Raw genomic sequence first — 14,977 nt, 5'->3', positions numbered from 1 at the left:
ATCGTATTGTTATTCGATCAGATCTCCAGGCCATCAAGGTATTTGAGTGAGCCGGTGATGACGGAGTTTTTCACCTTTTCGCGAAACTGTGCGTAATGCAGCGTGTTGAATGTAATGGCAGCAATTTGTTCAACGCTGTTGTGGATGAGTGTTTCATCCTCGCTGAACAAAAACCCGCTGGCCTCTCTCTCGATCTGGAACTGGCGGTGATAGATGCCCATTTCCACTTTGTTCGGGCCACTCATCACGCAGGGGATCATTTGAAAATATCCGACATTGGCACGCAGGCTCGAGGACTCGAACAGCCTGAGTGCCAATGCGTCACGCTCCATCACCTGCAGCGCACGCCGCATAGGTTCGCAGAACTGTTCACCCAATACCGCCGCGATACGCTGCGTTGCCTGACTGGCCATCAGATTATTGCGCGACGGCGTCAAGGTTTGCGGTTTCGGCACGTCCCATCCGACAAATTTCAGGACATTCCTGTAGTACTCGAACCAGTCCCCCGATAGTCCGTCCTCGAACGCCGCGCGCGTTGCTCTTTGCGCATAGGCTGTGCTCATGTAGATGTCGTCTCGATGGGTCGCAGGCAGGCCACCGGCAAACGCCACGACACTGCCGCCCACCACCGCAGCCTGCGGTGTAATCAAGTCCTTCATGCCGTAATCTCCTTGGGCAGATTCAGCACTGCCACGCTGTCCGCAAGTTTGTCCCTGACTTTCCTGGCAATCGCCTCACGCGCGCCGCTGTAGCGAATTTCCGACAGACTTGCCCGGGCGTGATGCACATGGACCAAGCCTTGAACCTCTTCGCACTGATACAACTGTTGAAATGGATTTTGGCTTAACTCGAGTGACGCCTCGAACTCAACAAACGCGCTTGCTATCGAATCGGCAGCATTCGCGACAATTACCAGTAGATGTACCTTCGCCAACGGCGGCGGCATGCTGTCCGACTCGGCCGTAGCCGATATTTTCATGAAACTGCGCAATCGCTGGATGGCGAGTTCGTCGCCCGGTATTTGTGCCATTCGCTGCAGAACAGCACCCATTATTCGGGTTTCAGACATGGCATCATTGCTTAACGCTGTATTGAAAAACTCCAGCGCGGACTGACTTCCGGGATTGCTGACCTGCCATGTCTGCTTCGACTTCTGATGGCGCAACCAGAAATCATCAAGGACACTCACGTACGTGCCGTACCAATCCGGGGACAGGGATTTTTCACGTTTCTTATTGGCAACCAGTTGCGCCAGCAAAATCGAATTGACCAGATCGCTATAAACTTCCAGCCGTTCACCATCGGGAATAATCACCACACAAGCCCCGACAATCAGAACTAAACACTCATCATCCATGTTAGGCCTCCGTAATAAAAAAGGGCAGTCGCCATGACTGCCCTTCTTCTGTCAATCAGATTTCATACTCTTCGATTTTCGATACCACGTTCAGACCCAGCTTAGTCCTGATGGCCATGCGCGCCTTATCAGCAACTTCGGTATTCTTGGCAAAGATCGTTTCACCGGTGTACAACTTCACATTGCGAATATCCACATCGACAAACATAACTTTAGTAGAAGTATTGCGACGCAGAAAACGCACAGCGCCGACGGCCATGATGGCTTCACCATTAACTTCGGTACAGACGCCAGCGGTGATGCCGCCAACGCCGTGGTTCAGCAGATTACGCTCATACAGAGTCAATGCGGTGTCGCGTTTTTTCAGAGCGGCGATGGCGTCGCCCGCCGTCTTCAGCATCAGCGCAGTTGCAGGACCAGGCACCGCAAGACCCGCTACCACCGAGCCGAGAATTTCCAGGACCAGTTTATCCATCCGTACGCTGGTGCCCGCAACTTCCAGATCGTTGTAGTACTTGGTAACAGGCGTCCAGCCTGAGTTGGTCATGACCTCGCGAAACAGCAGATACCACTCCAGGCCCTGGCTTTCGAGCGGGAATTTCTTGTTGGCTACAAGTGTCGCGAAAAGAAAGGCATTTTGTGCGTCGGTCCGATTGTCATCCGTCAGATGAGCAGAAAATGCCAAAAGACCCTCGCCAACAACTGCCGCCTTTGTCGGCGCGTCCACGGCGTCACCCGAATTAAGGGTCAGGGCAACACCACGACCCTGAATAGTTGGAACCTCATCAATTTCATATTGCTGCAAAGCACTAATACAGTTGGCGACATAGAGTTGTTGCATTACTGGGTTACTCACTTTCAATTCCTTATCATCATTTAAGCAAGCCTTCATTAACTTGCGAAAACGACCATAACCAAAGACACCAACACCCCACAAACAAAAACATGTAACACTACTTACCAAAGCAATAAAACCACAACTAACAAACAACTAAACCAATAACAATCAGCGCTATAAAAGTCGATACCCCAACCCCGCAAAGCGCTGATAGACTCCATCCCCACTCTCCTTCCCAGCGAGACATGACCATGCTCCACGTGTTGTTCAGCGTTTACCTGAAGATGCTGGTGCTCTACAGCCCGTTCTTCGTGCTGTCCTGTTTTATCAGTCTGACCCGCGGTTATTCGCGCAAGGAGCAACGGCGGCTGGCCTGGAAGGTCGCGGTGGCGACGCTGGTCTCCAGCGTCCTGCTGTATTTGTTCGGACGGGTGATTTTCGATGTGTTCGGCATCACCGTGGATGCGTTTCGCATCGGCGCCGGCAGTGTGCTGTTCATTTCGGCGCTGGGCATGGCGCAGGGCAAACCGGCGGTACAAGCCGACAACGTGCAGCAGGACGTCACCATTGTGCCGCTGACCATCCCGTTGACGGTTGGCCCGGGCACAATCGGTGCTTTGCTGGTGATGGGCGTCAGCCAGCCGCATTGGGACGACAAGCTCACCGCGATCATCAGTATCGCGCTGGCCAGCTTCACCGTGGGCGTGGTGCTCTACCTGTCCAATCGTATTGAGCGGATTCTGGGGGATCAGGGATTGCAGATCGTCAGTCGTTTAATGGGATTGTTTGTCTGCGCCCTGGCGGCGCAGATCATTTTTACCGGGATCAAAGGCTATTTGGTGCCCTGAAACCGGCCCCCGAGTGCGCCGGCCAAAATTAAAACGCCGCGAACGACAACGTTCGCGGCGTTTTGGTTTTCAGACGAATTCACCGGTCAGAGCAAATGGTCAGCCAGCACCGCCAGGCTGGCAGTTGCGTCATTGCCCTGCACGCTCGCCAAAGCCTTGAAGCATTGTTCGAGTGCGAACACGTACTGACGGCCAGCGATTTTGACAGCCAGTTCGCATGACCCCTGCTCCTCGATCCCGCGTACGATCAGACTGTGGCCATTGTCCGGATCGGCCAGTACCAGGTGGCCATCGATCCGCGACATCAGCCAATGCCCACACTCGGGCATATCCAGCACCAACAAGCCAGGTTCCGTCTCCTGCTCCGCGGATGGGCGCCGCACATCGACAACGATGCAATCGAGTCGCTGCCAGGTTGCGGCCGATATCCGATAACCCTCCGTGCGCGAACCGAAGGTCAGAATCAACCGTTCGACGCTGTCCGCAAGCAATGGCTGTACCTCAGTGAGGTCATCACTCACTTCCAGCACCATGACCTCCTCGTCACGGAGGGCGTAGCTACCCGGCAACCAGACGCCATCGACCGTTCCGGCGCTGAAGATCAATGGGTCAATCGGGTCGAACAGCAGCGGATTGGCCGCATCACGCGTACCAAGGAACGTAGCCCATTTTCCATCGTCCCGAGCAGACACCTCGAATAGTCGATCAAGCTTCGGCACGTAGTATTGGTAGCGATTACCGGTATTTTCAACGGGAAGAAACGCGGCATGGTCTTGCCCGTCCAGCAGCTTTTTTAAACGCTCCTGCAATTGCACAGACGTCTGGCCCGGGACGTATGACCAGCGGTTTTCCATGCCGACAATGCGCGCCGGCTGCTGATCCTGCAGTTGCAGCGTCACACCTTCGCGGGTACGCCCGAGCAGCCCGTCGCCATGCGGCAGCACTTCGCAAAACGCCCACGATGACCATACTCGCTCGGCCTGTGGCAACGCTTGGCGATGCAGCAACACGCTGCCGTTGCCGAACGCCGCGTGCATCTGCTCGAGAGCAACCAGCGTCTGGCGCCACAGCTGCCCGGAAGTAATATCAAGCAGCCAAACCGCTTGCCGGTCGGGCGTTAGCCCCAGCAACGTAAGCTCGTGGCTGCCCATGGCGTCCATCAACACAAGTTTTTCGTCAATACACCACACTGGCAGAAACGTCTGACCCGCTTGGGCACGCAAGCCGATGATTGCAAACGCGGCGCTGCTGTATTCCATGGCAAGCGCCGGTAATGCCGTCAGCCAGTCGGGGTTTTGTTGCAGCCAACGCTGGCCGAGGCCGACAAATTTCAGCACAGGTCTATCAAGCTCGGACAGCCAGTTGTCGTCCTTGGCGCCGAGGTCGACTTCGAACATTCGCCCATCGTCTTGGGTGGCCAGGAAGCTTTCGCCAACGCGCGTAACATCGATCACACCTTTCGCAAGCGCCTTGTGCCATGGCACGTTGTCACGCAGTTCTATGCCATGACTGAGCATTTGACTTTGCCGGCTGTAAAACAGCAGCGCAGCGGCGGGATCAGAGGCTCGAGGCATCAGCATCACCCTGTCCGCGTCACTGTCGGTGTCTGCTGGGAAGTACCTGTCGTGATGCGCGGCAATCCATGCCCGCTCAAGCAACTGATCGAAGGACCAGGCACGGGCGTGAATGTATGGCGCGTAGGTCCAGGTGCTGATGGGCGAAGCCATACCGAGTGTCTCGTCTGCGTAGGGACGGCGTTGTTTCTGGCGATGGCGGAAAAACGCGATTCTCGTGCCCTCCTCGGGCTTGAGGAAAGATTTTTCCAGACCGGGCGACCACATGTGGATGTCCGTCAGGGTCACTTCGCGGTCGGTCAGATGAAACTCCAGTGTCGTGCGCACATTCATGGACTTTTGTTCTAGCAACTGCTGCGAGACTCGCAGAGTGCCGTCCGCCAGTTGCCCGAAAGCGCTGATTTTCGTACCGGGCTCCACACTCAATAACCGATAACGATGCACGACCAGGCCGCTGATCACAGCCACGCGCCAGACCGTGGCATGCTCGGGATGATAAAACCACGCATGAGCAGCGCTGGCGGCGCCCAGCATCAGGCCGTCGTTGACTTCGCGCGGCAGCTCGCGCGCGTACAACAAGCGTTTTCGAGCGACATCGTAAAAAGCGGTTGTGCGCACAGCGTGGCTGGCCGGATTGAACGGCACCCTGAACCGGTGAAGCGTGACGTAACCAGTGCCCAGACGCCCTTCATTGTCTCGCTGGCGCAGATGGGCAAGGACATCACGCGGATTGTCTTTAGCATCGTTGAGGGTGATGGAAAGCAGGCGCAGCGACTGACGTTGCCAGTCCAGTTGAAACAACTCTCCCCCGGCCAGTTCGATCAGCCCCTCGAAGGCCGACAGCACGATACCGTCGACCGTTAGTTGACGCCCCGCCAGGTATGTCTGCAGGGCGCCGTCGTCCATCGTGGATACGTCATCAAAGCAGACCTGCTCAATGCTGGCCCAAGGAGCATGCACCAGCCATTGCGTCGCTCCATTGAATTTCACGGTTTTCAGTCCCGGGGTCAGACGGAGCTGGCAGCGGTCTGACGTGGCGCTGATTTCGTAGGACAGCTTGTGCTGGCACTCCATCGGCAAGGTCGGCACCGCTAGTTGGCGCACCTGCTCGTCCAGCACCACGCTGATCGTTGTCGCTTTATAGACCGGATGCAGTTTGTAGAGGATGTGTTTGAAAGAGGGTGTGCTGTGCAGATAAAAACGCCGGTTGCCCTGCTCGTCGTATTCCAGCTTGTCCGCCGCACTGTCGCGCAATTGCGGATAGCGTGTGTGGATGCGCTTATCCAGATGTCTCGTCAGCGTATCGCCCAGTGCCGCGAACGGATTGAAGTACGAGTAAAGGTCTGGCTCAGGCATTTCACTGGCGTTACGAGGCTCGACCTGCTCTCCCGGCAGAGGCTCGTACACATAGCCCGCGCCTCCCAGTTGATATTCGTAGCCGTAATAGCAGAGTGGTGTGCAAGGCAGCACCACGGTATGCAGTGAAGCGGCCCCGTGGATATTCAGCGCTGCGCTCTCGGGGAGACCGAAAGCCTGGCGGATATTGAGGGAACGGTGTATCTGCTGCGGGTCATCGTTGTATTTCGGCAATTCGAGTGCGCCGCCGCCCCATGGATAAAAGCGCTGGCTGTCAAAGCTAACCCGCCTGTCCTGCAGATCCAGATGGGTGATCACGGCTTCTGGCGGGAACTGCAATACACCCTCTGCGACAGTGAAAGCGCCCGGTTTGTAAGCGTTGTGGATGGCACGCAAATGATTGCCGACCGCTGTTGCCTTGTCGGCAATCTGCCCAAGATTGCTGGCGATGGCCGTGGCACCGATGCCGATGCCGAGTAACGGCACAGACAGAAAAGCCGCCGCTGCGCCAACCGTTCCGCCTGCCGCCAATGCAGCAACATCCAATCCCAACGCTATTGTGTTGAACGCCAGAGACGTGGAGAACTGCGAGCGCTGCTCGTAATTTTGCGCCAGTGACAGGTTATGGATGTCGAAGCCGATGTTGACCAGCGAAAACGCAAAACCAACGCCGGTTGCCCCGCGACCGAGCACACGGCCGGACAACGACGATTGGCGCAGGACCAACGCCTGTTCACTGGCCACCACTTGCCGCACCAGGTTGATCATCTGTGCGGTGTCGCTGAGCACGCCAAAACCCAACTGCGCATAGCTGACGTAAACCTGGACTTGAAGCGCAATCGACAAGGCTGGCAACTGATCCCCGGCCTGGTATTCACGATGGCGCAGTTCGCTGATCAGCGTCTGGATCGCAAAGGCGAAACTCAAGCGGCTGCCTCCATCAGCCTCGGCCGGGCCACTGGGTTTGCCTGCCTTCACGCTCTGATGCAGATGCTGCTTGATCTGAGTGAAGCGCGGGTCGGCCGTGCTCACGGTTCGCACTTGATGCGGATTCTGTGCATCGACCAACGTCAGCGAAAAGTCACCGTCCGCCTGAGGTGTGAGCGTTTCCAGCAACGGCAGATATTCACGCCCCAACGAGTGCTCACTGCGCAACTGCTGCATGGCCTGAGCAAACGCCTGCGCCCAATAGCGCGCATCCACTTGCGCCAGGCTGGCACCCATCCGCGCGTTTTCACTGAGCGAACGCTGGCGCGCCACGGCCTGCTTTGCCCAGACTGGGCCACTGCGTGAATCACGCGAAGGGATGCGCAAAAAACTGTCCAGGGGCAAACCCGTCGATAGCGTGCGGGCCGCCATTGCCTCAGTGTTCAACTCGATCACGTTGAATCGCGCCCCGGCCATGTCGCCCAGACCGTAGAGCCTGGCCAGTGCACTGTCGCCGGCACTCAGATAACGCTCAACGCCAAGTTTCACCTGCGCGCTTTCGGCGAACGCATAAATGGCAAAGTTCGGGTCGTAGAATCGATAGACGAATTGACCTCCTGCCTGGACTTTGGCCACCAGCAGGGCGTGATCACCGGTGTCGAGCAACAGGACGGTGGCTGCACTTTTCGCCTCCAGTGTCTGTATGACCGAGTCCAGACTCTGCAAGCCGCGGGAATCACCAATGGCACTGGCAGGCAAGGCTCGCAGTTCATTCAACGCACTGAGCAATGCCTGTGAACTGGGTTGCTGGTGGTTGATGTTGGCCGTGGCAACATGTCCCACCAGTGTCCGTTCGGCCGACTCGCCGGCAGCCACCGCTGCGCCCATCAGCAACGCCAGCGGATAACACCGGCGCCCCGGATCACTGCTCGTGTGCATCAGCAAATCCTGCGACAGCTGCCGGGCCGAGGTCGCGCCGGCCTCGAAGAATATCTCGCGCACCTGCGCACTGCGCTGGAGAATCCGCGAGCGGAACTCGCCTTGCGCCGTGTGATTGATCTGCCCGATACGTTCGCCCCATTGGCGCAAGGTCAAGGGTTCAAACAGTGCCTGAACCTTGAGTTCGCGGGCTGTCAGGACGTCATGCGCTTGTCCACGCGCCAGCCCGGCCTCGAAGTCGGGCGACTGCCGCTGGCGCAGGGCTTTTTCAACCGCATCATAGCGAGCGAAAGTACCGTCGCCGTCAGTCTCGACAGCAAGGTCGCGCACGGTTTGCCAGACGCTGGCAAAGCTCGCGTCGTCCAGACTTGTCGCGCCGAAAATCCCCCCGAGCATGACGCGCACCAACGGGCTGAGTTGTTCCAGCGGCAGAGAATCATGGGCGATGCGGCTGAGCAGTTCATTGAGGTTGCTTGAGGATTCGGCGCCCTGGGAAACGGGCAGCTCGCGAACAGGTTGCGCAAGGATCAACTGACGATTTTCAAAGCCGATGGAAAAGGCTTTGGTGAAGCTGATGTCACCGCTGAGTTTGTCCCTCATGGCTCGCACAAAGGGTTCGCCCAGATCATCCATCAATTGTTGCAGGACCGACGTCAGCAGCACCGCTTTACCGCCGACTACGGGCCAGCCTTGTTTGAACGTCAGCGTCTGTTGCGGCTGAAGCAGATCCGCCAGTTGCCCGGTGTAACGTGATCCGAGTTTGCCGGCTCTCCACTTTTCCTGCTCTTTGGCCAGCCATTGCTCGGCGTCATCATTGACGGTCCAACCGGAGATCGCTTCCTCCTCGGTCTGCACGTTGTAACCCTCGGCCAGTCGCAAGCGCTCCTGAACCGTAACCTCGTTGTGCGGCAGGAGGTGAGTCTCGACGTAATTTTTCAGCCCGGTCACCGCTGCACCGGGTCCGGTAAGCGCAATAGTGCCGCGCGATCCGACGCGAATACCATCACGGTAGTAGCTTAAAATCGCCTCGCTCAACTTACCCAGAAAATCCTGCAGCGTGCGCGTCAGTTGCCCCTGCTCGATTTTCTCGTTCATGACGTTTTCTATGACATCGAGCAATCGTTCAGTCTGTGACCAGTCTACCGACGACGCGATGGCCGCCTGCTCAACGGCCTGCAGGCAGTCATAGTTGAAGCGGATCAATTGCATGACCGCGAGCGTCATCTCGCTTTGCGGCTGTGCCAGCAGATAAGCGTTCATCTCTCTGCTGAATTGCGTGCCCATTCGCAGACCGTGTTGCGGGCTGACGACTTCACGCGGTGCGACAAATATATGCTTGACGCCGGGCTTGCTGCGGGCAAAGACCAGCAGTGCCTCGCGATGTGCGGCAGGCAAAGTGTCCGTGTGATCGGCGTAGCGCAGGCGGTCGCGACCGGGCATCAACGTTTCATCATGATTGAGCAAAAGCTGCAACACCCCCAGCCGTTGCTCGTCACTGAACCCGCTGATGTCGACACCGCCCAGTCTGTCAGCCAGCGGCGGCAGATAATCCATGTCGCTGTAACGACCACCCTCGGCATATTCGGCCTGCAAGCGAACAACATCGCTTGCCGCCGCAAAGTTACCGCGCATTGCCACTTCGCGCTGATAGACATCCTCTAGAAAGTGCCCGGCGAACTCCCGTCGAACATCACGCAACTGCAAGTCGCTGCCGGCCATTTGCTGATGGCTTTGCAAGCAGCGTTGACGGAAGGCTTCCAGCGTCGTGCGGTCTTTGCCGTAAGCGCGCACCATCAGGTCGATCCGGGCCTGATCAGCTTTCCCTTGCCATTGCGGTTGTTGCAGGTACTCGAACATCTCGCGTTTTAATACACGCGCACGATCTTCGATCATCTTTGCAAGTTCATCGGGGTTGCTCACGGTGTCCCCGCCAGACTCCATTGCAGCAACTCTGGCGCTGTCGGATATAACCCGATTCATTTCGAAAGCCAGTAACGCATCGCTGTCGTACCAGAGATTGAACTGGTAATTCTCGGCAGCCAGCACCTGACGCCAGATGTTCATGTAATCGCGCTGGATATTGCCAACCTCACTGCCACCCACCCAGACGAAGTGCATGACTGCGGGTATCGGACTGGGCACGTCACTGAGCATGTTTACAGTGCCTGCCAAGCGGGCGATGTAAGCGCGCAATTGTTCTTCGACGGTATCGATCAACGCTATTGCGGGCGCTGAGTTACGCTTTGCCAAGCGTTCAAAATTTTCCAGAAAGAGTGTTACAACCTGCAGCTTTTCAGCGAGGCTGGTGGCTAGTCCGGCCTGCTCGTAAAGCGCCACCAACATTGCATATTCGGCAGAAGCGGAAAACGCCTTGAATGCGCGCTTTAACGCGGAGTATTCATCGGCGGAAATAAAATCAAACTCGTCAACATATTGCTCCATGACACCCATCAAACTTCATCCTTTATTCGTTGAGAGAATCCTCGACGAAGTTAGTCTGCCCGCGGGGTAACTTCAAAAAGCACAAAACTCAAATAGTTTCCCAAGAAATATCAAACAACAGACAAGTTGCTTCCGCGCACGATTCGGTAACAAACAGACGCGCACCCCGTCGTTCGATAAACAAGCGAAGCGGCGCTCCCAACGGATGCAACGCCGTAATTCAAAATTAATCGTCCGGGAATGAATTTCGACTTGATGTCACACCGAGGCAACTTATTTACAACTTGCCTCGGCTCGGCACTCAGGAAAGCGGCTTTTCGCCGTACCAGCGCGGCGTGTAAACCCAATCACCACCGCTGGCACGCGCAAACGTGCAGGTGGTCGAAGAACCAATCAGCACCATGGTGCGCATGTCCACCTGCTCGGGAGTTAATGCGCCAAGTGTCGTGGTGCGCAGGGTCTGTCCCGGACGGCCGATGTCGCGGCCCAACACCACGGGGGTTTCAGCTGAGCGATGCTGCGCGACAATCTCCAGCGCCCGGCCCAATTGCCACGGACGTGCACGGGAGATCGGGTTGTAGAACGCCAAGGCCAGATCCGCTTCAGCAGCCAGATCCAGACGCTTTTCGATGATCGACCACGGTTTGAGGTTGTCCGACAGCGACATCACGCAGAAGTCATGGCCCAGCGGCGCTCCGGCTTGCGCGGCGGTGGCCAGCGAAGCGGAAACGCCCGGAAGGATTTCCAGATCGACGCTGTGCCACGCCGGATCAGCCGATTCGTGCAACGCTTCGAGCACTGCCGCAGCCATGGCGAACACACCCGGGTCGCCCGAGGACACAACGATCACCGAACGCCCCTCGGCGGCCAGTCTGAACGCGTGACGGGCGCGTTGCATTTCTTCGCGGTTATCGGTGCAGTGCTGCACTTGATCGTCGCGAAACGGACCGGCCATGCGTACGTAGGTTTCGTAACCGAGCACATCGGTCGCGCGAGCCAATTCGGCTTTTACCGCCGGCACCATCAGTTCGGCAGCGCCGGGGCCGAGGCCGATCACCGCGAGACGTCCGCGTGGCCGGCCAATGTTCGAAACATTCAACGGCTGCTCGGCAACCGCGATTGCCATGCCGTGACTGACCACGACTGCAGCCTCAGGCACTGCGGCACGTGCCAGATTTTCGATGTCGCTTTGCGCCGCAACAAAGCGCAGCGGCACTCCCAGCTCAAGCGCCGCTTCACGCAAACGTGGCGAAGCCATTTGCGTCTCGCTGGCCAGCAGACAGGCCAGCGACGGCACGGCGATTTGCGCCTGCAGCAACGCACTGCGAACGGCATCCGCCAGGTCTACGATTTCAGCACTCACCGCCACCGCCACGCTGCGTGGATAGATCAGTAACTCACTGGCGCTCGCTTCACGCGCGGCACTGCCGATATGAATCGAGCGCTGCGCCTGTGGGTCTTCCGGCAGTTGCGCCTGATCCAGCCACGGCGCCGCGCCTTCGATGCGCACGCTGTGGCCGGCCAGCAGATCAGAGACAAAACGCTTGCCCAGTTCCAGATCGCCCAGCGCGTAACCACTCGGGGGATTGAGCAGGCACGTACCAAAACGCAACTCGCCGCTGGTGGTGATTGCCGCAGCGACTTGCAGCCCGGCAGCGATGTCCCGCGCCATGACGTTCACCCCGCCGAGGCCGCCCAACAGCGGCACCACGGCGCTGCCGTCTTCGGCCACCGCGAGCACTGCCGGTTCGGCGCCCTTTTCCAGCAACAGCGGCGCCAGCGTGCGGATGACGATGCCGGCCGCGCACAGAGCAATGATCGGCGTGTCCTGCTGATACAGCGCGCGCAGGGTCGCGCCGAATTCCTGATAGGTGCAATCGGCGCCTTCGACGCGCCCGGCGAGGCCGTGGATCTGCGCCGCCGGATAGACCTGCTGAATGCGCCGTGCGGTGGCCAGGCTACCCTGACCGAGAATGACGATGGCTGGCGTGGATTGAGTCATCAGCCTTGCCACCGTTCGCCCGGCACGATGATCAGCGAGAAGTACGGCGAAGACATCGGCTCGACCTGATCCATCGGCACGATCTTCTGATTGGCCATGGTTGCGCGCTCGACGTACAGCGCACGCTCGGCCAAGCCGAGTTCTTCCAGCACCTGACGCACCTTGGGGAAGTTGCGCCCCAGCTTCATGATCACCGCCGCGTCGGCATCGGCCAGACGTCGCTTCAGCTCTTCATGGGGCAACACGCCGGAAAGCACCGACAGGCTCTGATTGCGATACACCAGCGGCGCGCCCAGCACCGAAGCGCCGCCGAGCATCGAGCACACGCCCGGCACCACTTGCGCTTCGTAACGGCTGGCGAGGCGATCGTGCAGGTACATGTAGGAGCCGTAGAAGAACGGATCACCTTCACAGATCACCGCGACATCGCGACCGGCATCCAGATGTGCCGCGATGGTTTCGGCAGCCTCATCGTAGAAATCGCTGATGACCTGTTCATACGAGAGCGGAGCCGGCAGCACTTCGGTGGTCACCGGGTACACCAGCGGCAGCAGATTCTGTGCGTCTTGCAGGTGCGCTTCGATGATGCCGAACGCGTTGCCCTTTTTGCCCTTGGCAACGAAGTACGCCACCACCGGCGATTCGCGCAGCAGGCGCAGGGCTTTGACAGTAATCAGTTCCGGATCACCCGGGCCGACGCCCAGACCAATCAAACGTCCTTTGGCCTGCATCATTCGATCTCCGTGGCGAGGGCATTAACGGCGGCGGCGGCCATGGCGCTGCCACCGAGGCGGCCTTGCATGATCACGAACGGTACGCCACGGCTGTCGGCGGCCAGGGCGGCTTTCGATTCGGCAGCGCCGACGAAGCCGACCGGGAAACCAAGAATCAATGCCGGTTTCGGTGCCCCGGCGTCGAGCATCTCCAACAGATAGAAGAGTGCGGTCGGTGCGTTGCCGATCACCACTACGCTGCCTTCCAGGTGCGGACGCCAGAGTTCCAGCGCGGCGGCGGAGCGGGTATTGCCCAACTCGCGAGCCAGCTCCGGCACGCTCTCGTCGCGCAAGGTGCAGATCACTTCGTTATTGGCCGGCAGGCGTGCACGGGTCACGCCTTCGGAGACCATCCGCGCATCGCAGAGGATCGGCGCACCGGCGGCCAGCGCATCGCGCCCGGCCTTACCCGCACCTTCGGAGAATTGCAGGCCGTCGACGGCTTCGACCATGCCGCAGGCGTGGATCACCCGCACCGCGAGTTTTTCCAGATCGGCCGGGATGCGCGCCAGATTGGCCTCGCTGCGAATGATCGCGAAGGAATTGCGATAAATCTCCTGACCGTCGCGGATGTAATCAAGCATCAAGGGGGCTCCGAGAGCGGGTGGCGAGCAGGGTCGCGACCGCTTCAATAGTAAGGTTGCGTGCGTGCAGCGCGCCGAAACCCGGCAGCGTCGCATCGCGAAAATAGAGGTCGTAATGACCGGGATTGACGGCCAGCAACGTCACCGGGGCACAGTGGGCGGCGGCGCACGAGCGCGAGCAACCACTGAGGTGGATGTTGAGGGCAGCAGGCAGCAACGTCGCCAGAAGGCGGGCGTCCTGCTTGGTGTCGGCCAGGCCTTTGCCGCAGCCATTGGAACCGGTGCAGGCGATCAGCCGTGCAAGCGGTTCGCCAGCGCGGGTCAGCAGGTTCAGTCGCTGAAAAACTTCCAGCACTTGGACCGCATCACCTGCGTTGACGTCGGGCAGCAGCAGGCTTTGCCAAGGGGTGAAGCGCAGGCTGCCATTGCCGAACTGGCGGGCCAGTTGCGCCGCCCCGCGCAGCATCACCGGATCAAGACGGCCCAGCGCCGGCACTGCACCGATGTACACCCGCCCCGAGGTATTTTGCGGATGAGCGCCGATGTGCAGATCGTCCGCCACGGCCGCGCGCTGCCAATGGCTGATCGGCTTGATCGGCAAGCGCGTGCTCAGTTGCCCGATAAACGCCGAGAGCGGCAACTCGTCGAGCAAATGGCGCATGCGCGTCTGCTCGGGCCGCGCCAACTCAAGAAACAATTCCAGCACCGCAACCACCAGTGCATGGCCGTGTTCCAGCGCCACTGCGCCGACCGCGCGATCCGTCGGGCAACCGGCCAGACCGAACGCCAACAAGGTTTCACCGTCACACTCGAACGCTGACAACCACAGATCATGGGGATGTTCGAGCATCGCCAGTGCTTCACCGCCATCGAGTTGCACGGCGAACTTGGCGCTCAGCTCGTGGAACCGTGGATGGCTTTGCAAGGTGTCGAGGATCTGCCCGGCGAGGCCTCGAGTGTCGAAATGCATCTGCCGATCAATCCCGGCCGCAGGGCTGAGCATCAGGTTGCGCACATCGTCAGCGGCCGCCGTGCGCGGACCAAGACCGGCGGCAAGCAAGCCTTCGATCAGTGCCGCAGATTGCTCGCCGATCCCACGGATTTGCAGATTGGCGCGGTTGGTCGCCTCAATAGCCCCGCCGAACTGTTCGGCAACGTCGGCCACCGCGTCAGCCTGATCGGCGCTGATCGAACCACCGTTGAGTTTGATCCGACAGATACCGCCGTCCAGTGCCTGGACGATACGCAGCAACCCCGGGCAGGCCGAGGGGCGTAAGGCGGTGGACATCGGGTGTTCGTTCAAGGGGCTGACCGGCTGCGTGGGAAAGGCGCTTCGC

9 protein-coding genes are annotated in these 14,977 nt (G+C 59.0%); 1 reads left to right on the top strand and 8 read right to left on the bottom strand.

Annotated features, from left to right (window positions below; translation table 11 throughout):
- Positions 1-17: 17 nt before the first annotated feature.
- The 3 genes from ACM6JQ_RS03565 to ACM6JQ_RS03555 are packed head-to-tail and all read right to left on the bottom strand — an operon-like array spanning position 18 to position 2,213.
- Positions 18-659, bottom strand: coding sequence for a hypothetical protein (locus ACM6JQ_RS03565; RefSeq protein ID WP_007914580.1), 642 nt, complete (start codon positions 657-659; stop codon positions 18-20).
- Positions 656-1,357 (bottom strand): hypothetical protein, encoded by a 702-nt coding sequence (locus ACM6JQ_RS03560; RefSeq protein WP_414893234.1) that lies wholly within the window; start codon positions 1,355-1,357, stop codon positions 656-658. Before ACM6JQ_RS03560 ends, ACM6JQ_RS03565 begins: the two co-directional genes overlap by 4 nt.
- A gap of 55 nt (positions 1,358-1,412) precedes the next feature.
- A complete protein-coding gene (locus ACM6JQ_RS03555) occupies positions 1,413-2,213 on the bottom strand; it encodes a hypothetical protein (protein WP_414893233.1) in 801 nt (266 codons plus the stop codon).
- Positions 2,214-2,446: 233 nt separating this feature from the next.
- Between ACM6JQ_RS03555 and ACM6JQ_RS03550 the strand changes: the two genes are divergently transcribed.
- Positions 2,447-3,043, top strand: coding sequence for a MarC family protein (locus ACM6JQ_RS03550; RefSeq protein ID WP_007914577.1), 597 nt, complete (start codon positions 2,447-2,449; stop codon positions 3,041-3,043).
- Positions 3,044-3,129: 86 nt separating this feature from the next.
- Here the strand turns inward: ACM6JQ_RS03550 and ACM6JQ_RS03545 are convergent, their stop codons facing one another.
- The 5 genes from ACM6JQ_RS03545 to cobG form a co-directional block, all read right to left on the bottom strand.
- Positions 3,130-10,290 (bottom strand): TcdA/TcdB pore-forming domain-containing protein, encoded by a 7,161-nt coding sequence (locus tag ACM6JQ_RS03545; RefSeq protein ID WP_414893232.1) that lies wholly within the window; start codon positions 10,288-10,290, stop codon positions 3,130-3,132.
- Positions 10,291-10,582: 292 nt separating this feature from the next.
- Positions 10,583-12,283, bottom strand: coding sequence for a precorrin-3B C(17)-methyltransferase (gene cobJ / locus ACM6JQ_RS03540; RefSeq protein ID WP_414893231.1), 1,701 nt, complete (start codon positions 12,281-12,283; stop codon positions 10,583-10,585).
- The gene (locus tag ACM6JQ_RS03535) at positions 12,283-13,017 is read right to left on the bottom strand and encodes a precorrin-2 C(20)-methyltransferase (protein ID WP_007914574.1); all 735 of its coding nucleotides are present in this window, start codon (positions 13,015-13,017) and stop codon (positions 12,283-12,285) included. The genes cobJ and ACM6JQ_RS03535 overlap by 1 nt, the downstream gene beginning before the upstream one ends.
- The gene (locus ACM6JQ_RS03530) at positions 13,014-13,640 is read right to left on the bottom strand and encodes a precorrin-8X methylmutase (RefSeq protein WP_007914573.1); all 627 of its coding nucleotides are present in this window, start codon (positions 13,638-13,640) and stop codon (positions 13,014-13,016) included. The genes ACM6JQ_RS03535 and ACM6JQ_RS03530 overlap by 4 nt, the downstream gene beginning before the upstream one ends.
- A complete protein-coding gene (gene cobG / locus ACM6JQ_RS03525) occupies positions 13,633-14,928 on the bottom strand; it encodes a precorrin-3B synthase (RefSeq protein WP_414893230.1) in 1,296 nt (431 codons plus the stop codon). The genes ACM6JQ_RS03530 and cobG overlap by 8 nt, the downstream gene beginning before the upstream one ends.
- Positions 14,929-14,977 lie beyond the last annotated feature (49 nt).

The organism is Pseudomonas sp. IT-232MI5, from assembly GCF_949767845.1.
Lineage (GTDB): Bacteria > Pseudomonadota > Gammaproteobacteria > Pseudomonadales > Pseudomonadaceae > Aquipseudomonas.
Note: the sequence above shows the minus strand (reverse complement) of the source record. Positions and strands in the feature narration are given on the sequence as shown.

Bases quoted from the DNA above. Each gene is read 5' to 3' on its own strand.
- ACM6JQ_RS03565 (WP_007914580.1), bottom strand. From the start codon at position 659: ATGAAGGACTTGATTACACCGCAGGCTGCGGTGGTGGGCGGCAGTGTC.
- ACM6JQ_RS03560 (WP_414893234.1), bottom strand. From the start codon at position 1,357: ATGGATGATGAGTGTTTAGTTCTGATTGTCGGGGCTTGTGTGGTGATT.
- ACM6JQ_RS03550 (WP_007914577.1), top strand. From the start codon at position 2,447: ATGCTCCACGTGTTGTTCAGCGTTTACCTGAAGATGCTGGTGCTCTAC.
- ACM6JQ_RS03545 (WP_414893232.1), bottom strand. From the start codon at position 10,290: ATGGGTGTCATGGAGCAATATGTTGACGAGTTTGATTTTATTTCCGCC.
- cobJ (WP_414893231.1), bottom strand. From the start codon at position 12,283: ATGACTCAATCCACGCCAGCCATCGTCATTCTCGGTCAGGGTAGCCTG.
- ACM6JQ_RS03535 (WP_007914574.1), bottom strand. From the start codon at position 13,017: ATGATGCAGGCCAAAGGACGTTTGATTGGTCTGGGCGTCGGCCCGGGT.
- ACM6JQ_RS03530 (WP_007914573.1), bottom strand. From the start codon at position 13,640: ATGCTTGATTACATCCGCGACGGTCAGGAGATTTATCGCAATTCCTTC.
- cobG (WP_414893230.1), bottom strand. From the start codon at position 14,928: ATGTCCACCGCCTTACGCCCCTCGGCCTGCCCGGGGTTGCTGCGTATC.